The organism is Komagataeibacter ossonobensis, assembly GCF_057359305.1.
Genome location: NZ_JBXAYQ010000002.1, coordinates 1 through 20968, shown reverse-complemented (window position 1 = coordinate 20968; position 20968 = coordinate 1). Strand labels below are relative to the sequence as shown.

General features: G+C 63.1%; 21 protein-coding genes. 7 read left to right on the top strand and 14 right to left on the bottom strand.

The features are described 5' to 3' along the window. Position 1: 1 nt before the first annotated feature. Complete coding sequence (locus AC1RQ9_RS02380; RefSeq protein WP_485985433.1) at positions 2-760, bottom strand: SDR family NAD(P)-dependent oxidoreductase; 759 nt, start codon at positions 758-760, stop codon at positions 2-4. Positions 761-890: 130 nt separating this feature from the next. Here AC1RQ9_RS02380 and AC1RQ9_RS02375 point away from each other — a divergent pair, with 130 nt between their 5' ends. Beyond that, positions 891-1475 (top strand): YqgE/AlgH family protein, encoded by a 585-nt coding sequence (locus tag AC1RQ9_RS02375; RefSeq protein WP_193732554.1) that lies wholly within the window; start codon positions 891-893, stop codon positions 1473-1475. Between the two features lie 15 nt (positions 1476-1490). Here the strand turns inward: AC1RQ9_RS02375 and AC1RQ9_RS02370 are convergent, their stop codons facing one another. The 7 genes from AC1RQ9_RS02370 to AC1RQ9_RS02340 all read right to left on the bottom strand — a co-directional run bounded on the left by AC1RQ9_RS02370 (position 1491) and on the right by AC1RQ9_RS02340 (position 8811). Further along, positions 1491-2366: a TIGR01459 family HAD-type hydrolase gene (locus AC1RQ9_RS02370; protein ID WP_485985432.1), complete on the bottom strand. Its 876-nt coding sequence runs from the start codon at positions 2364-2366 to the stop codon at positions 1491-1493. Beyond that, positions 2363-3439: a quinone-dependent dihydroorotate dehydrogenase gene (locus AC1RQ9_RS02365; RefSeq protein ID WP_193732556.1), complete on the bottom strand. Its 1077-nt coding sequence runs from the start codon at positions 3437-3439 to the stop codon at positions 2363-2365. Before AC1RQ9_RS02365 ends, AC1RQ9_RS02370 begins: the two co-directional genes overlap by 4 nt. A 44-nt stretch (positions 3440-3483) precedes the next feature. Beyond that, the gene (locus tag AC1RQ9_RS02360) at positions 3484-4692 is read right to left on the bottom strand and encodes an L-dopachrome tautomerase-related protein (protein ID WP_485985431.1); all 1209 of its coding nucleotides are present in this window, start codon (positions 4690-4692) and stop codon (positions 3484-3486) included. A gap of 86 nt (positions 4693-4778) precedes the next feature. Continuing rightward, positions 4779-6089 carry a c-type cytochrome gene (locus tag AC1RQ9_RS02355; protein WP_485985606.1) on the bottom strand — a complete coding sequence of 437 codons (1311 nt, stop codon included), beginning with the start codon at positions 6087-6089 and terminating at the stop codon, positions 4779-4781. Positions 6090-6118: 29 nt separating this feature from the next. After that, positions 6119-7906: a GMC family oxidoreductase gene (locus AC1RQ9_RS02350; RefSeq protein WP_485985430.1), complete on the bottom strand. Its 1788-nt coding sequence runs from the start codon at positions 7904-7906 to the stop codon at positions 6119-6121. Continuing rightward, positions 7903-8553 carry a gluconate 2-dehydrogenase subunit 3 family protein gene (locus AC1RQ9_RS02345; protein ID WP_485985429.1) on the bottom strand — a complete coding sequence of 217 codons (651 nt, stop codon included), beginning with the start codon at positions 8551-8553 and terminating at the stop codon, positions 7903-7905. The genes AC1RQ9_RS02350 and AC1RQ9_RS02345 overlap by 4 nt, the downstream gene beginning before the upstream one ends. Before the next feature lie 117 nt (positions 8554-8670). Next, on the bottom strand, positions 8671-8811 hold the full coding sequence (locus tag AC1RQ9_RS02340; RefSeq protein WP_485985428.1) for a hypothetical protein: 141 nt from the start codon (positions 8809-8811) through the stop codon (positions 8671-8673). Positions 8812-8822: 11 nt separating this feature from the next. Here AC1RQ9_RS02340 and cbiB point away from each other — a divergent pair, with 11 nt between their 5' ends. After that, positions 8823-9866 carry an adenosylcobinamide-phosphate synthase CbiB gene (cbiB, locus tag AC1RQ9_RS02335; RefSeq protein WP_485985427.1) on the top strand — a complete coding sequence of 348 codons (1044 nt, stop codon included), beginning with the start codon at positions 8823-8825 and terminating at the stop codon, positions 9864-9866. Positions 9867-9961: 95 nt separating this feature from the next. On the opposite strand, the gene AC1RQ9_RS02330 is transcribed toward cbiB, so the two are convergent. Genes AC1RQ9_RS02330 through cobU form a run of 4 tightly spaced genes read right to left on the bottom strand, consistent with a single transcriptional unit; the run spans position 9962 to position 12941 of the window. Further along, entirely contained in the window at positions 9962-10231 is a 270-nt protein-coding gene (locus AC1RQ9_RS02330) for a hypothetical protein (protein ID WP_485985426.1), read from the bottom strand. A gap of 39 nt (positions 10232-10270) precedes the next feature. Beyond that, positions 10271-11743 (bottom strand): cobyric acid synthase, encoded by a 1473-nt coding sequence (locus AC1RQ9_RS02325; protein ID WP_485985425.1) that lies wholly within the window; start codon positions 11741-11743, stop codon positions 10271-10273. Continuing rightward, complete coding sequence (gene cobO / locus AC1RQ9_RS02320; RefSeq protein ID WP_485985424.1) at positions 11743-12351, bottom strand: cob(I)yrinic acid a,c-diamide adenosyltransferase; 609 nt, start codon at positions 12349-12351, stop codon at positions 11743-11745. Before cobO ends, AC1RQ9_RS02325 begins: the two co-directional genes overlap by 1 nt. Beyond that, entirely contained in the window at positions 12348-12941 is a 594-nt protein-coding gene (gene cobU / locus AC1RQ9_RS02315; protein WP_485985423.1) for a bifunctional adenosylcobinamide kinase/adenosylcobinamide-phosphate guanylyltransferase, read from the bottom strand. The genes cobO and cobU overlap by 4 nt, the downstream gene beginning before the upstream one ends. Between cobU and cobT the strand changes: the two genes are divergently transcribed. Together cobT and cobS are read left to right on the top strand one after the other, a co-directional pair. Beyond that, positions 12940-13968: a nicotinate-nucleotide--dimethylbenzimidazole phosphoribosyltransferase gene (gene cobT, locus AC1RQ9_RS02310; protein ID WP_485985422.1), complete on the top strand. Its 1029-nt coding sequence runs from the start codon at positions 12940-12942 to the stop codon at positions 13966-13968. The genes cobU and cobT overlap by 2 nt on opposite strands. Further along, positions 13965-14717, top strand: coding sequence for an adenosylcobinamide-GDP ribazoletransferase (cobS, locus tag AC1RQ9_RS02305; protein ID WP_485985421.1), 753 nt, complete (start codon positions 13965-13967; stop codon positions 14715-14717). The genes cobT and cobS overlap by 4 nt, the downstream gene beginning before the upstream one ends. Here the strand turns inward: cobS and AC1RQ9_RS02300 are convergent. After that, positions 14614-15270, bottom strand: a complete 657-nt coding sequence (locus AC1RQ9_RS02300) for a histidine phosphatase family protein (protein ID WP_485985420.1) — start codon at positions 15268-15270, stop codon at positions 14614-14616. The genes cobS and AC1RQ9_RS02300 overlap by 104 nt on opposite strands. Before the next feature lie 275 nt (positions 15271-15545). On the opposite strand from AC1RQ9_RS02300, the gene AC1RQ9_RS02295 reads away from it, so the two are divergent. After that, positions 15546-16823 carry a restriction endonuclease gene (locus AC1RQ9_RS02295; RefSeq protein WP_485985419.1) on the top strand — a complete coding sequence of 426 codons (1278 nt, stop codon included), beginning with the start codon at positions 15546-15548 and terminating at the stop codon, positions 16821-16823. A 22-nt stretch (positions 16824-16845) separates the two neighbouring features. Here AC1RQ9_RS02295 and AC1RQ9_RS02290 read toward each other — a convergent pair whose 3' ends face one another. Further along, the gene (locus tag AC1RQ9_RS02290) at positions 16846-17742 is read right to left on the bottom strand and encodes a hypothetical protein (RefSeq protein WP_485985418.1); all 897 of its coding nucleotides are present in this window, start codon (positions 17740-17742) and stop codon (positions 16846-16848) included. A 403-nt stretch (positions 17743-18145) separates the two neighbouring features. Here AC1RQ9_RS02290 and AC1RQ9_RS02285 point away from each other — a divergent pair, with 403 nt between their 5' ends. Together AC1RQ9_RS02285 and AC1RQ9_RS02280 are read left to right on the top strand one after the other, a co-directional pair. Continuing rightward, positions 18146-19597 carry an amino acid permease gene (locus AC1RQ9_RS02285; RefSeq protein WP_485985417.1) on the top strand — a complete coding sequence of 484 codons (1452 nt, stop codon included), beginning with the start codon at positions 18146-18148 and terminating at the stop codon, positions 19595-19597. Positions 19598-19790: 193 nt separating this feature from the next. Further along, positions 19791-20933 (top strand): hypothetical protein, encoded by a 1143-nt coding sequence (locus AC1RQ9_RS02280; RefSeq protein ID WP_485985416.1) that lies wholly within the window; start codon positions 19791-19793, stop codon positions 20931-20933. Positions 20934-20968 lie beyond the last annotated feature (35 nt).

The following is a 20968-nucleotide window of genomic DNA, read 5'->3' as shown; positions in this document are numbered from 1 at the left end:
ATCAGTCCTTCATCCCCCGCGCCACTGCAAGCCCGCCCGCCGCCTGACAGACCGGCATCATCTCGATTTCATTGATGTTGACATGCCGCGGCAGGGACAGGACCCAGGCCACCGCTTCAGCAATATCGGTCGGCAGCAGTGGCCTGGTCCCTTCGTACACCGCCGCCGCCTTCGCATCATCACGCAGGCGCACCTGACTGAACTCACTCCCCCCGCACAGGCCAGGCTCAAGGTTCGTCACACGCACATTATGGCCCAGCAGGTCACAGCGCAGGTTGCGCGTGAACTGCCTGACAAACGCCTTGGTCGCGCCATACACATTGCCGCCGGTATAGGGATATGTGCCAGCCGTGCTGCCCAGGGTAACGACATGCCCGCGATCGCGCGCCACCATGCCGGGCAGCAATACACGGGTCAGTTCGACCATGCCGGTCACATTGGTGGAAATCATGGTCTGCCAGTTGGCGATATCCGCGTCCTGTGCCTTTTCCATGCCCAGCGCCAGTCCGGCATTGTTGACCAGCACGTCCACATCGCGCCATCCCTCCGGCAGGCTGCCCAGCAGGGCCGCGATGGCGGCGGCATCATCCATGTCCAGCCGGAAGGGCAGCAGGTCCGGCCCCAGTTCCGCCGCCAGTGCATCCAGACGTTCCTGCCTGCGACCGGTTGCGATGACACGGTATCCGTCATGCACAAGGCGGTTGGCAATCGCCCTGCCGAATCCGGCTGTGGCACCGGTTACCAATGCGGTCTGCTTCATGGTCGGTCTCCTTCCTGCATGTAACGGCAAGCCTTGCATATTGCAGGCCATCCGTCATTGAGAACAATCACACCACAGATCATGCCTGAAATGGTTGCAAAGGGGGGCAATTCCGGTTCTATGGTGGTGTATGGCTTCCTTTGCGACAACTCCAGGCTGCAGCCTGACAGGTCACCTGCTTGTGGCCACCCCTGCCCTGACTGATCCCGCTTTCGCGCGCAGTGTCATCTATCTGTGCGCCCATTCGCCCGAGGATGGGGCCATGGGCCTTGTCGTCAACCGTCGCCTGTCGCAGCCTGTACTGGATGATGTGCTGGAACAGCTTGGCATCGCCCCCGTCCCCCCGCGTCGCCGCATCAACCTGTGCGCGGGCGGCCCGATGGATAACGGGCGGGGCTTCGTGCTGCATACATCGGACTGGAGCGGTGACGGTAGCCTGCCGGTGGACCGCACCACCACGCTTACCGCCAGCCTGGACGTGCTGCGTGACATTGCCGATGGCAATGGTCCCGCCCATGCGCTGCTGGCCATGGGGCATGCCAGTTGGGAAGCAGGGCAACTGGAAGAAGAAATGTTGCACCACGACGCATGGATCGCGGCCCCGGCCACCGAAAACATCGTATTCGGGGCCGATCACAATGCAAAGTGGCGGCAGGCGCTGGCCAGCGTGCGCATTGACCCTGCGTGGTACAGCGCCTCCTCCGGTCATGCCTGACCGGAGACGCAGCCCTTACCAGCGCAGCGACGGCACGCAGGCGACCGGCGCAAGCCCGGCAGCCGTGGCTTCTTCCACGGCAAGGTCATAATCCGGGTTGCGCCCCTGCGCCCAGCTACCGCCCAGCATTTCCTGATGGATGCCTCCCAGCACCCAGCAGCCATCAATCCCGACAGTGGCAGCCCCACGCATGTCGGTCGCCAGCGCATCCCCCAGCGCCAGCACGCGATCGCGCGGTACATCCAGCAATGACAGCGCCAGTCCGTACACTTCAGGATAGGGCTTGCCGATCCAGCGCACGTCACGGCCATGTTCCGCATACCAGCTTGCCATGGCCCCCGCGCAGATCAGGCGCTGCGTACCGCGGATGACCTGCTGGTCCGGATTGGCGCAGATCATGGGCAGGCTTTGCGCGGCACAGCGGTCCAGCAGCGGCAGGTAGGGGGCGATGTCTTCCTCCCCCAGTTCGGCATCCGGTCCGGTATTAAGCACGAAATCCGCATCGGCCGGGTCGGTGACCACATCAAGGTCCAGCCCGGTAAAGACATCCACGTCCTTTTCCGGGCCAAGATGGATCATGCGCCGTCCCAGTGCGGCAAACCACGGGTCATCGCGGCTGGACAACATACGGTGGGTGCATTCGCCACTGGTCATGATGGCGTCATACAGGTCGGCGCTGACGCCCATACGACGCAGGTTTGGCTCTACCGTTGCGGTCCGGCGTGGCGCGTTGGACAGCAGCACGACACGACGGCCCGCCTCACGCAGGCGCTGCAGGCATTCCAGAACCCCGGGATAGGGCTGAACCCCATTATGCACGACCCCCCACAGGTCGAGGATGTAGCCGTCATAATCACCGTTCAGCGTGGACAGCCCGTCATGCCATTTCATTTGCCGGCAGTCCCCTTGGCATCGGCCAGTGTCTCGAACCCTTCGGCACGCAGCGCGCGCAGGGTTTCGGCCTTCAGGCGCGCAATGATGCCCGGCCCTTCGTAAACATAGGACGTATAGATCTGCACCAGGTCGGCACCCGCGCGTACCCGGTCCACGATATCGGCCCCGGTTTCGATCCCGCCACAGGCCACCAGCGCCACGCGGCCATTCGCCACCTGTGCCACGCGGGTCAGCATGTCCTGCGCCAGCGCGCGCAGCGGCCGGCCGGACAGGCCGCCGGTTTCGCTGGCATACGGGCTGCGCAGCCCCGCCGGGCGGGAAATGGTGGTGTTGGAGACAATCAGCCCCTGCACGCCACCGGCAATCGCGGCCTCGACCACCGCGGGCACGTCATCATGCGCGATGTCGGGCGATATCTTGACCAGCAGCGGCGGCCGTTCGGGGTGGGCCGTATTGATCGCGTCCAGGATACCCTTCAGCCGCGTGGCCTCCAGCAGGTCGCGCAGGCCCGGCGTATTGGGCGATGACAGGTTGATGACGATGTAATCGGCATAATGCTTAACCCGCCCGACCAGCATGGGATAATCGCGTTCGGGGTCTGCACCGGTCTTGTTGATGCCAAGATTCGCCCCCACCGGCACCTGCGCACCCGGTGTGCGGCGCGGGGATAACACGCGGTGCAGGCGGGCCATGCGTACGGCAAAGCGATCGATGCCCTGATTGTTGAAGCCCATGCGGTTGATGATGGCGCGGTCTTCCGTCAGCCGGAACAGGCGCGGCTGCGGGTTGCCGGGCTGCGGGCGCGGGGTCACGGTTCCGGCTTCGACAAAACCAAAGCCCGAGCGTGCCAGCGGGCGCACGACCAGCGCGTTCTTGTCAAACCCCGCCGCCATGCCGATGGGGTTGGGAAACCGCAGGCCCATGGCCCGCACCGACAGCGCCGGGTCATCTTTCCCGGGGCAGGACACCCCGCCCAGCCCCAGCTGCAGGGCATCAAGGGCGACACGATGGGCGGTCTCGGGTTCCAGACGCCGCATGAGCGGCAGGATCATACGCGACATAATATTCATGACTGGGATTGTTGCCGCAATTCAGCGCCGGGGGAAAGGGGCAACTAACCGTGCGCGGGCTTTGTCGCATCCATGGCCACGGGGGCATCGGTGGGAAAGCGGATCAGGTAATAGGGGGGTACCCGCAGGTCATGCCCGCCATTCAGGCCACCCAGCCGGTTCCACTGTCCCAGCGTGCAGTAAACCATGTCGCCATCAACGAATATCCCGTCGGGTGAAAGAATGCGCGGGTCATGCACCATGGTATCGAACGTCCCGTCGACATTACGGCGGAAAATGGCATCATGTTCGAAATTAGTGGTGTAGATCCGCCCCCCTGCATCATTGGCCAGCCCATCGGCCACGCCCTTTTCCCCCAGGTCGCGGATCCCGGCTGCAAGCTGCGCATCAGTGTTGGAAAAATCGGCCAGAAGGCCGGTGGGAATGCTGTACAGCCGCCTACTGGTCAGGGGGCTGTAATACAGCGTGGCGCTGTCGGGTGACAGGGTAATGCCATCCACCCCGCCCCAGACGAAGGCGGGCGGGTGCCGGGGGGGATCGAACACCAGTGGCCGTCCCTCCACCACTGCCATGAAGGGGCGCTCCGCCTGAATGGAGGGATGATCGGCCAGCACCCGGCGCTGCCGCCCTGTCGCGATATCCACCACCACAAGGGCAGGCGACATGCCAAAGGAGGAATCGGTCACATACACCGTGCCCTGCGCCCCATGCGTCAGATCCACCCGCAGGTCGTTCATGTGGCTGTCCGCAAGCAGGGTCGGCGCGCGCAGGATGATGCTGGCGAAAATCCGGTCCGTTTCGGGATCAATGCCGATGATCTTCGCCGCACCGGGGGCAAGTGGCTGCCCGGCCAGCTTGCCATCATCAATGGCCCATAACCGTCCCCGCGCATCCGTCGTCATGCCATGCACGGACATGAGGCGGTTTGCAGGCGGCTGGTCGGATGGCATGCTGTGCGCGGCATCAGGATAGGGATACAGCTTCCCGTCCTTCAGTTCCGCAAGGGTCGCACCGTGGTGATTGACCGCATGGCGGGGAAAACCCACGAATACGCGCCCATGCGTTACTGCAATTCCCGACGGGCCGGGACCATCAAACCGGGCCACGATTTCAAACGGGCCGGACGGCGCCACGCCATGATCGCGGTTGGTGGCATCATGCGCCGGTTCCGCCGCATGCGCGACACCCGCCATGCCGATGGCCAGTGGCAGGATGGCACGGAACAGGTCACGCCTGTGCATGGACATGGTCATCGTCTCCCCCGGTGCTGGATATCAGGCCATTCATGCAAGTCCGGGGGACAAGGGCAATCGAACGCGTCCCCGCGCATGGTTCACAATCAGTTCATGGGCACGGATACGGGCGGGTGTTCGGGCGACAGTGTGCGCCGTATCCGCGCCACGTCCGCCGCTGTTACGGCGGGCGCGTCATTGCCCCATGCCGCGCGGATGAAGGTGACGGTATCCGCCACGGCATGATCATCCATACGCGCGGCGAACCCGGGCATGACAAACGCGGAGGGTGCCTGCCGCGTGGCACGCAGGGTATTGCCCTCCAGCACGATGCGGATCAGGGAATCGGGTTTTGGGTCCATGACCACCGGGTTGCCCGCCAGTGGGGGAAACGTGGTGGGATAACCGTGGCCATCGGTGCGGTGGCAGGCGGCACAGCTATCGACATAAGCACGTGCGCCCCGGGCTGAAACATCGCCCGCGTGCAGGGCATCGGTCATCGCCGGATCATAGGTCCAGCCCCGCGCCACTGCCGGTGCGGCGGGCGACAGGGTCTTGAGGTAACGCGCGATCGCCAGGCGGTCCTCATCCGTCATGTGCTGCGTGCCATGGCCGATGGCATCCGTCATGCCACCAAAGGCAGCCCCCAGCGGCATGCGCCCGGTAGCCAGGAAACGCACGATGTCATGTTCATTCCACCGCCCCAGCCCGGTGCGGTTTTCCCCGCGCAGGCTGACGGGACGCCAGCCATCCACCGCGTCCCCCCCCGACAGGTACAGCGGTCCATCCTCCGCCGTCAGGGCCTTTTCCTGCATGGTCAGGGCACGTGGCGTATGGCATGCGCCGCAATGTCCCGGTCCTTCGACCAGATAACTGCCACGGGCGACCAGCGGGTCGGCAAAGGTACGGCGGTCCAGGTCATGCCGCACGGCCTTCGGATCCGGTGCATACAGCGTGCGCCAGATGGAAAGCGGCCAGCGCATGGACATCGGCCACGACATGCCGTCCTGCGCCACCGCATGCGCGACGGGTTTCACGCCGTGCATGAAATAGACATACAACACGTGCACGTCCTCATCCGTCAGGCGTGCGTAGGATGGATAGGGCATGGCCGGGTACAGCGTCGCCCCGTCGCGGCGGATGCCCCGGCGCAGGGCACGGCTGAACTCGGCTTCGGAATACTGGCCAATGCCGGTCTGCCGGTCCGGGGTGATATTGGGGGCATACAGCGTGCCGGTCGGCAGGTGGAAGGCCATGCCCCCGGCAAATGGCGCCTCACCGGGCACGGTGTGGCAGGCTGCGCAATCGGCCGCGCGGGCCACGTATTCCCCGCGCGCGATCACGTCACCCTGTGCCTGTCCCTGCGCGCGTGCGGCCAGCCCGCACACCATCACCGCAAGCATTGCACCGGCCAGCATGCAAAGCCGGCCTGTCCATGTCACGGCCCTCATCCCGCCAGTGGCCCGGGATGGGACAGGTAGGTCGTGCGGATATGGTGGGCCGCCCAGTACGCCAGTGCAGCAACCATGCCCGTTGGGTTGTACCCTGTTCCCTGCGGAAAGGCGTTCGCCCCGATTACGAACACATTATGCACATCCCATGACTGCAGGTAGCGGTTGAGCGCACTGGTCCCCGGATCAGTGCCCATTACCGCGCCGCCACCCAGATGGGTGGTCTGGTACTGTCTTGTATCAAACGGCCTGCCGAATTCGCGTTTTGTCAGATTGACGCGGCGCGCGCCCATGGCCTTCGCCACGTCACCGATCTTGTCCACCACATAGCGATTCATGCGGATGTCATTGTCTTTCCAGTCAAACGTCATGCGCAGCAGCGGCTGTCCGTAGGCATCCTTCCATGTCGGGTCGAGGTCCAGATACACGTCCCGATAGGCCATGTTCGCCCCATGCGCATCAATCCGCAGGGAATGGCGGTAGGTATCGATCACGCCTGCCTTCCATGCGGATCCCCAGCGCGGCGTACCCGGCGGCCCGCCGGAATGAGCGGCGGCAATTGCCTTCACACCCGCCTGGTTCACCCATACCGGCGATCCCCCCACGAAACCCAGCGGGCCATGGTCGAAGTTTTCGCTGTTGAAATCATCAAATGCCACGCCACCGCCGCCAGCGCCGACATACTGATTTGTATCAATACTGCGATCGAGCCAGACATTACTGGTCGTCACGTTCTGGTAGACAAAATTGCGCCCCACCACCCCTTCGTTGTGTACGGGGTCATAAGGCCTGCCAATGCCCGACAGCAGCATGAGCCGGACATTATGGAACTGGAACGCCGTCAGGATCACCATTTCCGCAGGCTGGGTCACCACCTTGCCGTCGGAATCGGTATAGGTGACGCCGGTCGCCCGCCTGCCATCCGCATCCAGTTCGACCTTCAGCACGTGACAGTTGGCACGCAGTTCAAACAACGGGTGCCGCCGCAATACCGGCAGGATGTTCACGTTGGGCGATGCCTTGGAATACATGTAACAGGCATACCCGCTGCAATAACCGCAGAAATTGCACGGCCCCATCTGCGCGCCATACGGATTGATATACTGCCGCGATGCATTGGCCGCAGGCAGGGAATAGGGGTGGAAGCCCACTTCCTCCGCCGCCTTGCGGAACAGATGCGCGGTATAGACATCCTTCAGCGCGGGCAGCGGGAAATGGTCCGAGCGTGAGGGGGAGAACACGTTCCCCTTACCCACCACCTGTCCCTTGACCATGTACGCTTCGCCCGATGTGCCGAATACCTTTTCCGCCTTGTCGAAAAAGGGTTCCAGTTCCTCGTAACTGACGCCGTAATCCTGCAGGTTCATGCCTTCGGGAATGAATTTGGCGCCGTATTTCTCGATCACGCGCGTGCGCAGCCGCAGATCATCAGGTGGCATGCGGAAATGCACACCCGACCAGTGCAGGCCCGCCCCACCCACGCCCTCACCGGGCAGGAAGGCGGCCATGCGGCGATAGGGCAATGCCGTCTGCTGGCTGTTGTTGCGTATGGTGACGGTGCTTTTCGACAGGTCCTGGAACAGTTTGTACCGGAAATTGCCCTCCAGTTCATCAATCGAGGCAGGATAGGCTCCATCCGCCGCCGTGCTGCGGTCCGGCCCGCGTTCCAGCATGACGACCGACCGCCCGGCCTCGGTCATTTCCTTGGCCATGATCGACCCGGCCCAGCCACCGCCCACGATCACCACATCAACCGGGTGCAGCCTGCGTGCGTCATCACTCATGCCGTTTCTCCCGAAATGGAGACACTGCCCAGCGGGTAATGCGCACCATACTGGTCCACCCAGTCCATGAAATCCGCCCGCGCACCGGGAAAGCCCAGCATGGTCCAGCCACCCAGGCCGGTATTGCCGCCATGGATGGGATCACAAAACCCGCCTTCCATCACATTGGCCAGCAACTGGTCAAAGAACACGGTGGATGGCATGTCGCCAAAGGTCATGCTGCCGTTTTCGGCCCCGCGCAGCAGATCGTCCTGCAATGCGGGCGCAAGGCCTGCAAACGGTGCGCCATGGCGGGTTGCGGCATGCGCGTTCATGCCCGCAATCCCGCGCCGGTACAGGTCTCGCGGGGCATAAGGCAACTGATAGCCAAGGTTGTCCGGCCCCTGCACGAAGGGGCCCTGCATGTACCACTGCGCGCCATGGGCGTAGGGAGTGTCCATCTGCATGTCGATGAAACGCGGCACATCCAGCGCCAGCGCGCCGGGACCGTTTTCATCGGCCGGGATCAGTCGGTCACATGCGGCGATCAGGAACGCCCATTCGACGGGGGTGAAAAAACGCGGCGCATAGGGCACGGGCCGACTGGCATGACCCGGGGGAGAGGCAAGAACCGTACTGCATGCGGCAATCCCTGCCAGTCCCTGCATGAACCGCCGCCGCGACGAAGTGAACCGTAAACCACTGATACCCAAAAATGCCTACCCGTTATGTCATGTCTCTCTTGATCCGAATGCTCACTATATCCGTGAGGTCTGGATAAATGCCTAGTCCATTTTTCCGACATATTTATTAATGCAAGAAATATTGATCGCGGAAAAACGGGCGGCAGGTAAACTTTTGCACATCCCGTCAACCAGTTCCGCACCAACTGCGGCGTTCCGGTATTCCGGCTCTGACGGGTTCATGATGCGTGCCCTTGACCCGTAACGGACCGCACCATATCCACGCGGACATGCGCCCCGCCCTTTTCATGCTGCGAAACCTTGGTGCCACCTGCATTGCGTCAATGACCGACATGGCCGTGGGCTACCCGCAGGCGCTGGTGCGCCGGGTCGGGCATCCGGTCATGTGGATCGGGGGACTGATCGGCTTGCTGGACAGGCGGCTCAATACACCAGACGCCGCCCCGGCCCGACGCCGGGCCAACGGTTTTGTGGCCAGCATGCTGATTGTATCGGTGCCCACGGCAGCCGCCATGCTGATGGATCACGTCATCCGCCGTGTCCTGCCCCGATGGCTGGCACTACCACTGACGGCGTTACTGGCCAGTTCCCTTGTCGCCCAGCGTTCGCTGCATGACCATGTCGAAGCCGTGGCGATACAGGCACAGGCCAGCCTGCCCGCCGCCCGGCGCGCGGTCTCCCACATTGTGGGCCGTGACCCCGAACAACTGGATGAGGCGGGCGTGCTGCGGGCCGCGACCGAGACACTGGCCGAAAACTTTTCCGACGGCATCGTGGCCCCCCTGCTGTGGATGGCGGCAGGTGGCCTGCCGGGCGCGGTCTTCTATAAATCGGTCAACACGGCGGACAGCATGATCGGCCACCGCACGCCCCGACATGAAGCCTTTGGCTATGCGGCGGCAAGGCTGGATGATCTGGTCAACCTGCCTGCGTCGCGCCTGTCAGCATTGTGGATCATCCTTGCCGCCCGGACCCTGAAGGGAATGAGCGCGCGGGACGCCGTGCGCATCCTGTGGCGCGACGCCCGTCAGCATCGTTCCCCCAATGCCGGATGGCCGGAAGCAGCGATGGCGGGCGCGCTGGGCATTCGCCTGTCTGGTCCGCGCGCCTATGATGGCGTGCGCGTGGCCGAGCCATGGGTGGGCGACGGCACACCTGACCTGCGCCCGGCCGACCTGCATCGTGCGCTGGCGCTGTACCGCCGCGCCTGCCTGATCCAGACACTGGCGGGCATGACAGCCACGGCCCTGCTGGCCCGGGCAGCACGGCGGCGCTGATCCAGCATGCGTGCCTGAAACATACCTGAAAACAGCAGGGACCGGCTTTTTTCAAAAAGACGGCGTCCCGACGAAGCTGTTTGTACCCTTGCCGTTCATGTGGCTTCGTTTTCGCGCTGCAGCAACCCGGTCAGGATCGCACGCGCAATCCTGCGCGTCTGCAATCCCTTGCGCATCCCCATCAATGCCAGACTTGGCCAGTTCCAGCCGCCCTTCCATATCGATGAGAAAATCGCGACGATCGCATATTCGGTGCGCTGGACGGTACGCTGCACTTTGTCAGCCGATACCTGCCCGGCAAGATGTTCCGAACAGACGGCCCGGATTTCAGCAATCACGTCCGGATAGATGAAGCGATTGGTCATTATAAACCATTTCCCACATGATGGGACGGCAACGGGTGTTCAGCCCTGCACCGGGCGCGCCATGGCCAGCAGGCCGTCGATATCGAGATGCATTTCCAGATGGTCCGCCAGCGCATCAAGTGCTGTATCCACTGTCGCATCATGGTCCCGCGCGTGCGAACATGCGCCAAGCCGCGCCAGCAATGCCGCCCTTGCCCGGCCATCGGCCAGCAGGCCATGCACATAGGTACCCCATATCCGGCCCGAAGGGCTGACCGCGCCATCATACCGCCCGTCCAGATCGATCAGCGGGCGCGCGTCATGGTCGGGGCCGATGGTGCGGCCGATATGCATCTCATAACCACGCAGGGGCATGCTTTCGGGCAAAAGCACACCTGTAACATCCTCCAGCTGCTTGCTGCCTTCCAGCACGGTTGTCACATCAAGCAGACCCAGCCCCGCCACGGTGGCGGGTGGTCCCTCGATCCCCCCGGGGTCAGCAATGCTGCGGCCGAGCATCTGGTAGCCACCGCATATGCCCATGACATGTCCACCACGACGGACATGGGCGTGGATGTCGATATCCCACCCTTCGTCCCGCAACGCCGCAAGGTCGGCGATGGTCGCCTTGGCCCCGGGCAGGATCACAAGGTCACAGGGCGGCAGCACCTGTCCCCGCTGCACCATGGTCAGGCTGACGCCATCTTCCGCCGCAAGCGGGTCGAGGTCATCAAAATTGGCGATCATGGGCAGGCAGGGCACGGCAATGCGCACGCCCTGCGTCCCACTGCCGCCTCCACCCGCGCGCAGGTCGGCGGCATCTTCCGCCGGCAGGTCGCGCACGCGGTCCAGGAAGGGCACAAGCCCCACGGGCCGCCAGCCGGTCATGTCGGCAATCGCCGCCATCCCGGCATCAAACAGGGATGGATCGCCACGCATGCGATTGACGATAAAGCCCCTTATGCGCCGCGCGTCATCAGCGGCCACGACAGCCTGCGTGCCGACAAGGCTGGCGATCACGCCGCCACGGTCAATATCGCCCACCAGCACGACATCAACATCCGCCGCCTGTGCAAAACCCATATTGGCGATGTCATCGGCCCGCAGGTTGACCTCCGACGCCGATCCGGCACCTTCGACCAGCACGATGTCCGCCTGACCGGCAAGGGTGTGGAAACTGTTTAGTACCTCGGGCATCAGGCCGCGCTTGAAGGACTGGAAATCGCGTGCCCGCACCTGTCCGCGCATGTGCCCGCGCACCACAAGCTGCGATCCGGTCATGCCCTGCGGCTTGAGCAGCACGGGGTTCATGTCCACCGACAGCGGCACCCCGCAGGCCCGCGCCTGTAGCGCCTGCGCGCGCCCGATTTCGCCGCCATCCGCTGTTACCGCGGCATTGTTGGACATGTTCTGCGGCTTGAACGGGCTTACGCGCAGGCCACGGCGCGTCAGGGCACGGCACAGACCCGCCACCAGCACCGACTTGCCCACGCTGGACCCGGTGCCCTGGAACATGAGCGCGCGGGCCGGCATCAGAACTCGATCCCGGCCTGCGCCTTGACCCCCTTTTTGAAATGATGGGCGACCTGCGTCATTTCGGTCACCAGATCGGCGGCCTCGATCATGGCCGGGCGGGCGTTGCGGCCGGTCACGACGACATGCTGCATGGCGGGACGGGCGGCAATATCGGCCAGCACCGCATCAACCGGCAGATAGTCATACCGCAGCGCGATATTGAGTTCGTCCAGGATCACCATCGCCACGTCCGCGCGCCGCATGGCCGCGCGCGCCTGCTCCCACGCGGCACGGCAGTTGGCGATGTCGCGGGTGCGGTCCTGTGTATTCCATGTAAAGCCTTCGCCCAGCGCGTGCCATTCAACCTGGTCGCCAAAGCGTTCCAGCGCCTTGCGTTCCCCCGTGTTCCACGCCCCCTTGATGAACTGGATCACCACGATGCGCCCGCCATGGGCCAGCGTGCGCAACGCCATGCCAAAGGCGGCGGTGGACTTGCCCTTGCCTGTGCCGGTATGGACCGCCAGCAATCCCTTCTCGATGGATTTGCTGCTGACTTCCCTGTCCTGCACGGCCTTGCGTCTGGCCATTTTTTCACGATGACGAATTTCTTCGGGGGTAAAGGTCATTTCATCTCCATCGGCAGGCCAGCCACTATAAAAACCACGCGCGCGACATCCCGCGCAACGGACTGGTGCAGCCAGCCTGCCTCATCACGGAAGCGACGCGCCAGCGCATTATCAGGGACGATGCCCTGGCCCACCTCGTTTGACACCAGTACGGTCGGCCCCATGCGGCGGCGCAGGGCTGCCAGTAGCGCCTGCGTGGCGCCCGTAACATCATGTTCACCCAGCATGAGGTTGGTCAGCCACAGCGTCAGGCAGTCCACCAGAACGGGCGACGTACCCGCCCCGTCCAGGGCCGCAGGCAGGTCCAGCGGTTCCTCGACCGTATGCCAGCCTGCGCCCCGCCGCGCCCGGTGGTGGGTCACGCGCTGCGTCATTTCCCCGTCATGGGGCTGGCAGGTGGCAAGGTAGGTCCATGGCGCGGGCCATTGGGGGAACAGGTTTTCGGCAAAACGGCTCTTGCCCGAACGCGCGCCCCCCAGCACGAAAATGCAACCCTGCATGCCGGACATCGTATCGGGTTGGGCCGCCGTCTTCATTTTATCCTCCGCCATCTTGCATCCGGGCGCATAAGACCACACAACGCTGCCCATGCCATCCCGTCTTTCCTTTCCACGCGACATGGCCGCGCTGTGCCAGCTATGCCGTGACCTGCCCCCGCCCAACATGGGGGCGGATGCCGCCATAACCGGACATGACAGCCAGCTGACCAAGCCACCGGGCAGCCTGGGACGGCTGGAGGAACTGGCCCGCTGGGCCGGACAGTGGCAGCACACCGACCGCCCCCGCGCCGAACGGGTGGATATCATCGTCTTTGCCGGCAATCACGGCGTGACAGCGCAGGGTGTGACACCGTGGCCTGCTGATGTCACGCGCCAGATGGTCGCGAATTTCCGCAACGGCGGGGCCGCCATCAACCAGATCGCCCGCGTCAGCGGTGCGCGCCTGCATGTCGTTGAGGTCGAGGACCTGCGCCCCACCGCCGACATGACCCACGCCCCCGCCATGGACGAGGCGACCTTCCTGCGCGCGCTGACCACCGGCATGCGGGCCGTGCGGGCGGATACGGACCTGCTGTGCCTGGGGGAAATGGGGATTGGCAACACGACCCCTGCCGCCGCCCTCTGTGCCGCCCTGTTTGGCGGCGGGGGCACGAAATGGGCCGGACGCGGCACCGGGCTGGATGATGCGGGGGTGCGGCACAAGGCCATGGTGATCGACCGCACGCTGGACCACCACGGCACGCAGCTGACGGATCCGCTGACTATTGCGCGTTACCTTGGCGGGCATGAACTGGCGGCCATCCTGGGCGCGGTCATCGCCGCGCGGTACGGGAACATTCCCGTGCTGCTGGACGGGTTCATCTGTACGGCGGCGGCAAGCCCGCTGGCGCTGCTGCACCCCCACGGGCTGGCGCATACCCGGCTGTCCCACTGTTCGGCCGAAGGGGGACATGCCCATCTGGCAGCAGCGCTTGACCTGTCGCCGCTGCTGGAACTGGGGCTGCGACTGGGTGAAGGGTCCGGCGCGGGGCTGGCCATTCCCCTTGTGCGTTCCGCCATCGCCTGCCTGTGCGGCATGGCGACGTTTGCACAGGCGCAGGTCAGCGAAAAGGCATGACCATCGTGACCCGCCTGCGTGCCGACCTTGTCTGCGGGATCGGGCTGCTGACCCGCCTGCCGGTGGGGGGACTGGCGCGGGATGATCTGCCCTATTCCATGACACGCAGCATCTGGTGCTGGCCGCTGGTCGGCGCGGGGATGGGGGCATGCGGTGGCCTGCTTTATGCAGGACTGACCTGGCTGGGCATTGCGGCCCTGCCAGCCGCGGGATGGAGTATCGGCATGCTGCTGCTGGCCTGTGGCGGGCTGCATGAAGACGGACTGGCGGACATGGCCGATGGTTGTGGCGGCGGTGGAGACAGGGCGCGGAAGCTGGAAATCATGCGTGACAGCCGGGTGGGCAGTTATGGTGTGATGGCGCTGGTCATTGCGCTGCTGGTGAGGGTTACGGCGCTGGCCGCCATGCCGGGACCTGTGGCCATCATGGCCATGCCGGTAGCGGGTGCGCTGGCACGCGCGGCCATGGTGGAGGTGCTGTGGCGCCTGCCGCCCGCGCGCAGTGACGGACTGGCCAGTTCCATGGCGCGCCTGCCGGGTTATGCGCTGGCAGCCTGCATGACCCTGGCCGCGGGTAGCGCGGTCGTGCTGCTGCCCCCGGCCCGCGCGGCCCTTGCCTGCACCGTGGCGATCATGGCGGCCCTTGTCATGTGCCGGTTCGCGCGACGGCAGATTGGCGGCCAAACCGGAGACGTTCTTGGTGCAACGGCAGTTGTGACGGAATGTGCGATTCTGACTGTCCTGTCCTGATGCCGGAGGGACCCTGCTCGATCACCCGCACCGACCCCATGGGCGGCGACGGGGCCAGCAGGCTGCCGGGCATGCCATGGACCATTCCCTGCATGAGGCGCAGCGGCCCCCCATGGGTCAGCACGGCACAGGACTGGCCATACTGCTGCATATCGGTCCAGAAACTCCGGACACGGGTGCGCAGGTCGCGACCGCTTTCACCACCGGGGGGGGTGAAATCACTGACATCGGCCGCCCACGCATCAAGCGCCGTGCGTGAAATATGAGTCCATGGACGGCCCTCCCATTCGCCAAAGCTGATTTCACGCAGACGTGAATCCACCTTCAGATCCAGGTTCATGAACTGTGCCACCCGTTCCGCCACCATCTGGCAGCGCCGGGCCGGTGAAGAGAACAGAATCCTGCATCCCACCCCCTGCATGACGGTGCGCAGGCCATCGGCCATGCGCTCCCATCCATCCGCCAGGGCAACGTCCCGCTGGCCGTAACACAGGCCTTCCGCCCCGATGACCGCGGGATGGCGCGCCAGCACAATTGCAAAACGGTCAGTCATCCGCTCCTGCCTTCCAATCTGTCCTGATGAACATCCGCGAAGTTCGTGAACATCGCCATAAGTTGGATAAGGGGGCAGCCCCCCGATAAGGACATGCCACTTTTTTGCCCCACGATGTCGGGGCAGGATCAATACCGGCAAACAGGACTAAATAAAGCCTGTTTACAAAAAGGTATGTATTCTGCATATCGGCATCTGTACATTAATACATTCCAATTTGCTGATACCCCGGGTCTGCACATTCCCGTTCCCAGACCGGAAGGATAACGAGCATCATGCGGATATGGGCCAGTGCCTGCCTGCTTCTGTGCCTGCCAGCAAGCGCGAGCGCCGCAGGCCTGTTCACTGCCGTCCATCCCACACTGGCGTGCGGGGATGATGCCATCCTGCGTACCCTGTCCGACCGGGCCATCGCCGCGCAACAATCACCCGCAGCGCGCAAAACGCTGATCCGGCAGGGCGACTGCCACAGTGTCACGCCCGATATCCGCTGGGAAAAAATAGCCAACCGCAACGGCCTGCCGCTGATGCGGCGCGTGCCGCCGGTGCCGGGCCTGCCGCCGCTGTATTTCATGACGGGCGACATCGCCCCCGTCGGTGGTGTTGCGGCCATGGCAGCCGAAGACCGCCCTGCCCCCCATGTTCCGCTCGCGCCACCTGCACCTGCCGCGCCTGCCGCCATGGATACCCCCACCCCCACCGGCCCGCAGCATACCGAAGCGGACGACACCCCGCCCGCCGCCCCGCCGGTGATCGTACAGCAGGCGGAAACACCCCGACCGACCGACATCTTTTTCATGACGCGCGGATTCCAGAAACTGGGGGCGCTGATCCTGACGCTGATGCTGGTCTGCGGGGCGGGATGGGTCATGGTGCTGATCCTGCGCGCATGCTGGCTTATGGCGCGGCGGCGCAAGGCCATCAGGCTCTGTCTGGGACTGGCGCAGCGGCATTCCGCCATGCTGGGACGGTGGTACCAGAATGCGCATGACACGACAGCAACCGCGCATTCCCATACCTCGTGGGCGACGTATCTTGACCGCTTCGTGCGCAGCACGCTTCTGCCTACGCTGACGCGGCATGAATACCACACGCTGTGGCCCAGCATCCAGAAAGCCGTACAGGGGCACATCACCACCATGGCCGCCAGCACGGCCAGCAGGCCGGCCGCCACCGCCATTACGCCCAGCACCTATCACCAGGACATGAACCAGGCGGAATACGCCGCTTTCTGTTCACAATGGATTGAAAAGGCGGGATGGGACACCCACCCCCCCGTGGCCACGGGACTGGGTTCCGTTATCCAGTGCAACCGCAATAACCTGAAAATGCTGGTTCATTGCTGGATGGATCGCAAGCCGGTGCATGATGACGTGATCTGGCAGGGCATAAAGGAAAAGACCGACAGCAAGGCCAGCGTGGGCGCGATCGTATCAAATGCGCCCTACACGCAGGAGGCACTGCAACTGGGCAAGAAACACCGTATTTTCCTGCTCCATCATGAAGATGTGTTCAAATTCGTATCGGGCATAGAAGTGCCCGATGTCGCCTGAAACACCCAAAAGGCCGTAATCCCTATTCCTTGCGCGCCTGACGGGCGGCAAGCGCGTTGAAGCACAGCGCCGCACCCTGTGCCTGAACCGGATTGCCATCCAGAAAACGGGTATCATCCTCCCGCTTCTGCCCGGTCATGCGCTGGCTGCAGTAATCGAACAGCGCACGACTGTCACGCACCCGCGCGCAGTTCAGCAATCCGACAAAACTGACATATCCCGCATGGTCATGCAGTCCCGTGACGTAGGCTGCGCACTGTTTCAGGACAGGCGGGGCAATCCGGCGGGACATGATGGTGGCGTATGCCGCTTCTTCGCGCGTTGTGCAGGCATTCACGCCCGCACTGTCATGGTGCAGGGTGCAGTACTGCGCCACCGCCCCGTGCAGGTATCCCCCTTCGGTCGCACTGTGCGCCCACTGCGCATCCGCCGCGCGGCGGTAACTGAACACCGCCGCGGCACGATCCGGCGTAATGGCGCGAAACGGCACGGGGCGCGATCCGCAATACAGGGTCATGCGATAGCTGTCCGCATCATCCGGCTGGCTGGCAAAATCCAGATAGACCGGATTGAGCGGCAGCGGGCAGAGCATCCGCCCCGATGGCAGGGTCGGGTTCTGTCCATAATCCACCTTGTACACAAGATGGCTGTCGCTACCCCGCTCCAGCGAAACTTCCAGAAGTTCACCATTTGTAAAATCGATCCCGCTTTCCGACAGCCGCAGTTCCCCTGTCGCGGCGGCGGTCTGGCTGTCCTGCGGGCGCAGCACGAAATACTGCGGGGCGTCCTGTGTCAGTTCGCTGCCTTCAAAACGCTCATTATCGGCACGGGCGGGCACTGTTGCCAAACCGGCAACCATCAGCCCCCCCATGATCACACCGACGCATAATGCCCGCTGTGCAGATTCCTTTTTAAGCATGTCGAAAGGCTTTCTCACTGATTAACTATTGTGCATTTACTGCCAAAGTTTTGAAAATAATGTTTAATTTTTAATCATAATGCTTTTATTAAGGCATCCATACTTGTCAGTCGTTATTTCGTCTGACAATGTTCATGACAGAACAACCAATTGATGATGCATGATATTTCTTTCCGTTTCTGCCCCGTTCCATACCCTGTCGCGTGCGAATGCCCTGTTTGCGGCGGTTGCGGCCTGTTGTCCGGTCATGGGAACAGGAACTGCATATTTTTTATACAGCCTTCCCCACGGAGACTATGAAGATGCCTGCTGAATTCCCGGCGCGCCCTTCGTTTTCCATCCCGGCAGGAACAACTCCCTCGTTCTTCCTTTCCCCCGCGCCGACCATGGCGGAGACCAGAGCATGAGCAAACCGGACCCCGCGCTGGAAGACAGCATCCCCATCGTGCCAGAGGAGGATGATGGCTATCACAAGGGGCTGGGCGCACGCCAGATCCAGATGATCGCCGTGGGCGGCGCGATCGGGACGGGCCTTTTCATGGGGGCCGGATCGCGCCTGCAGGTAGCGGGCCCCTCGCTTGCGCTTGTCTATCTGATATGTGGCGTGTTCTCGTTCCTGATCATGCGCGCGCTGGGTGAACTGGTGATGTACCGCCCCACCTGCGGCAGCTTCGTATCGTATGCACGGGAATTCCTGGGGGAAAAAGCCGCCTTTGTCGCAGGCTGGCTGTCCTTCATGAACTGGGCCACGACCGGGATCGTCGATATCACGGCGGTGGCAATGTACATGCATTTCTGGGGTACGTTCGCCGCCATCCCGCAATGGGCCTTTGCCCTCATGGCGCTATGTATCGTCACCACGCTGAACATGGTGGGGGTCCGGTGGTTCGGGGAGATCGAATTCTGGTTCTCCCTCATCAAGATCGTGGCGCTGTGCCTGTTCCTGGTCATTGGCAGTGTCATTCTGGGCGTGCGCATGCCGGTGGGCGGCCATACGACGGGACTGCACCTGATTGCGGATAATGGCGGCATCTTCCCCCATGGCCTGATCGCCAGCCTGCTGCTGGTACAGGGGGTGGTGTTCGCGTATTCCGGCATTGAACTGATCGGGACGGCCGCCGGGGAATGCGCGGATGTGCGCACCGTGCTGCCGCGCAGCATCAACAGTGTCATCTGGCGTATCGGCCTGTTCTATGTGCTGTCGGTAGTGCTGCTGGTCAACCTGCTGCCCTGGACGGCCTATCATGGCGGGACCAGTCCGTTCGTGACCTTTTTCCAGACCCTGGGCGTACCCGGTGTTGATACGATCATGAACATCGTGGTGCTGACCGCGGCACTATCCAGCCTGAATTCCGGCCTGTATTCCACCGGGCGCGTGCTGCGCGCCATGGCGCTGGGTGGGGCGGCGCCGCAATCCCTTGCCCGCATGAATGCAAATTCGGTGCCCGCCAACGGCATCTGGCTGACAGTTGCGGTTTACCTGCTGGGGGTCGGGCTGAACTATATCGTCCCGTCACAGGTATTTGAAATCGTGCTAAACATGGCGGCAATCGGCATCATCAGCACGTGGGGTTTCATCGTGGTCAGCCAGATGAAACTGCGCCAGGCGGTCCGCAGCGGGCGCATCAGGTCAGCCGGTTTTGAAATGCCGGGAGCCCCCTTCACCTCATGGCTGACGCTTGGCTTTCTGGCCAGCGTTCTGGTGCTGATGCTGTTTGACTATCCCAACGGCACCTGCACGCTGGCCACCATGCCTGTGGTCGCCATCATGCTGATACTGGGGTGGAAATACCTTAACAACACCAGCAGTACAACAGACAGCAAGGACGAACAGCCACATATCCCGACAACCTGAAAAGAAACTGGCGGGGGAACTGCCATTCCCCCGCCAGATCAACCGGCCTGCTGGCCCAGGAGCACAGCATTGATGTCCTGATATCCCCATACCTGCTGCTGCAGGGCATGTAGCAGGCACCCCATACCCTGCCCCCAATACCAATAAGGCCCGGCACGCACTGCCATGCGTGAAGGGACGTCCCGATCAGGAAATGGCCACAACCATGATTTCCTTCATACGTGCCCGCGCCGACAGGCGGCGGGGCAGCGCATCCCTGCGCAATGCGACCGCATTACCACATGACGCCGGTCGCCCCCGCAAACCAGCATCATATATTTCGATACCGGAATCAATGTTATTTGTTGCGGTATCGATTGCATCGGCCTGCGTCGGCATGCCCACGGCCCACGCGGGCGGGACGGGGAATGGCACGGCCGCCGGGTCGCAGGGACTGCATGAAGATTATGCCCAGTGGTACACCGGGTCGCTGGTATCACCATCAGGCGCCCTGACGAAAAAGGGGGTATTCGCGTGGGAACCCTATTTCGCCTACAGCCAGCCCGTTGGCTATCTGGACAGCACGGGGCGGGGAATGTCGCTGAAGGACAAGGCGCATAGCGTATCGAACTTCACGCTGTACAAGTATTCCATCACCAATTCGATCAGCCTGCAGATGACACCGGACATAAGCTATGGCTGGCGCCGGGGGCACCATGGCGGCACGACCAGCGGGCTGAAAATGGGTGACCTGCCGGTGGATGTGATGTGGCGCTACCTTGATGCCGACCCGAAGCGTTATATCCCAGCCCTCAGCCTGTTCGTGGGGGTGGCGTTTCCATCGGGTGACTATACCAGGCTGGGCCGTGACGAGGATGGGGTGGGCACCGGCACCTATACCTTCCGCGTGGCGCTGACGGAACAGTCCACCTATACCCTGCCCGGTCATCATGAACTGCGGCTGCGCATGTGGGGCACGTTCCGCCGCGCGCTGACGCAGGCGCATATTGCCGATGTCAGCAGCTATGGCACCTCGGCCGGGTTCCGGGGACTGGCGCATCCGGGCATGTATGGGGAAAGCGGCTTTTCGCTGGAATATGGCGTCAACCAGAAATGGGTGATCGCCATGGACATGGCCCGTGACTGGGCCAACGGGTCCGTGGTGCGCGGTTACAATGCGCAGGGGAAATACCAGAACATTCTGGGGCAGGCATCGGGTGACTGGGTTATCGCCCCCGCGGTTGAATATAACTGGTCCCCCCGCTTTGGTGTTATTGCCGGTGTCACCGCGATGTTCGCGGGACATAACACCGGACAGGTCATTTCACCGCAGGTTGCCTTCAACAGCGTGTTCTAAGGTTTTCCCGTAAAATTCTGACAAACAATAAAAAG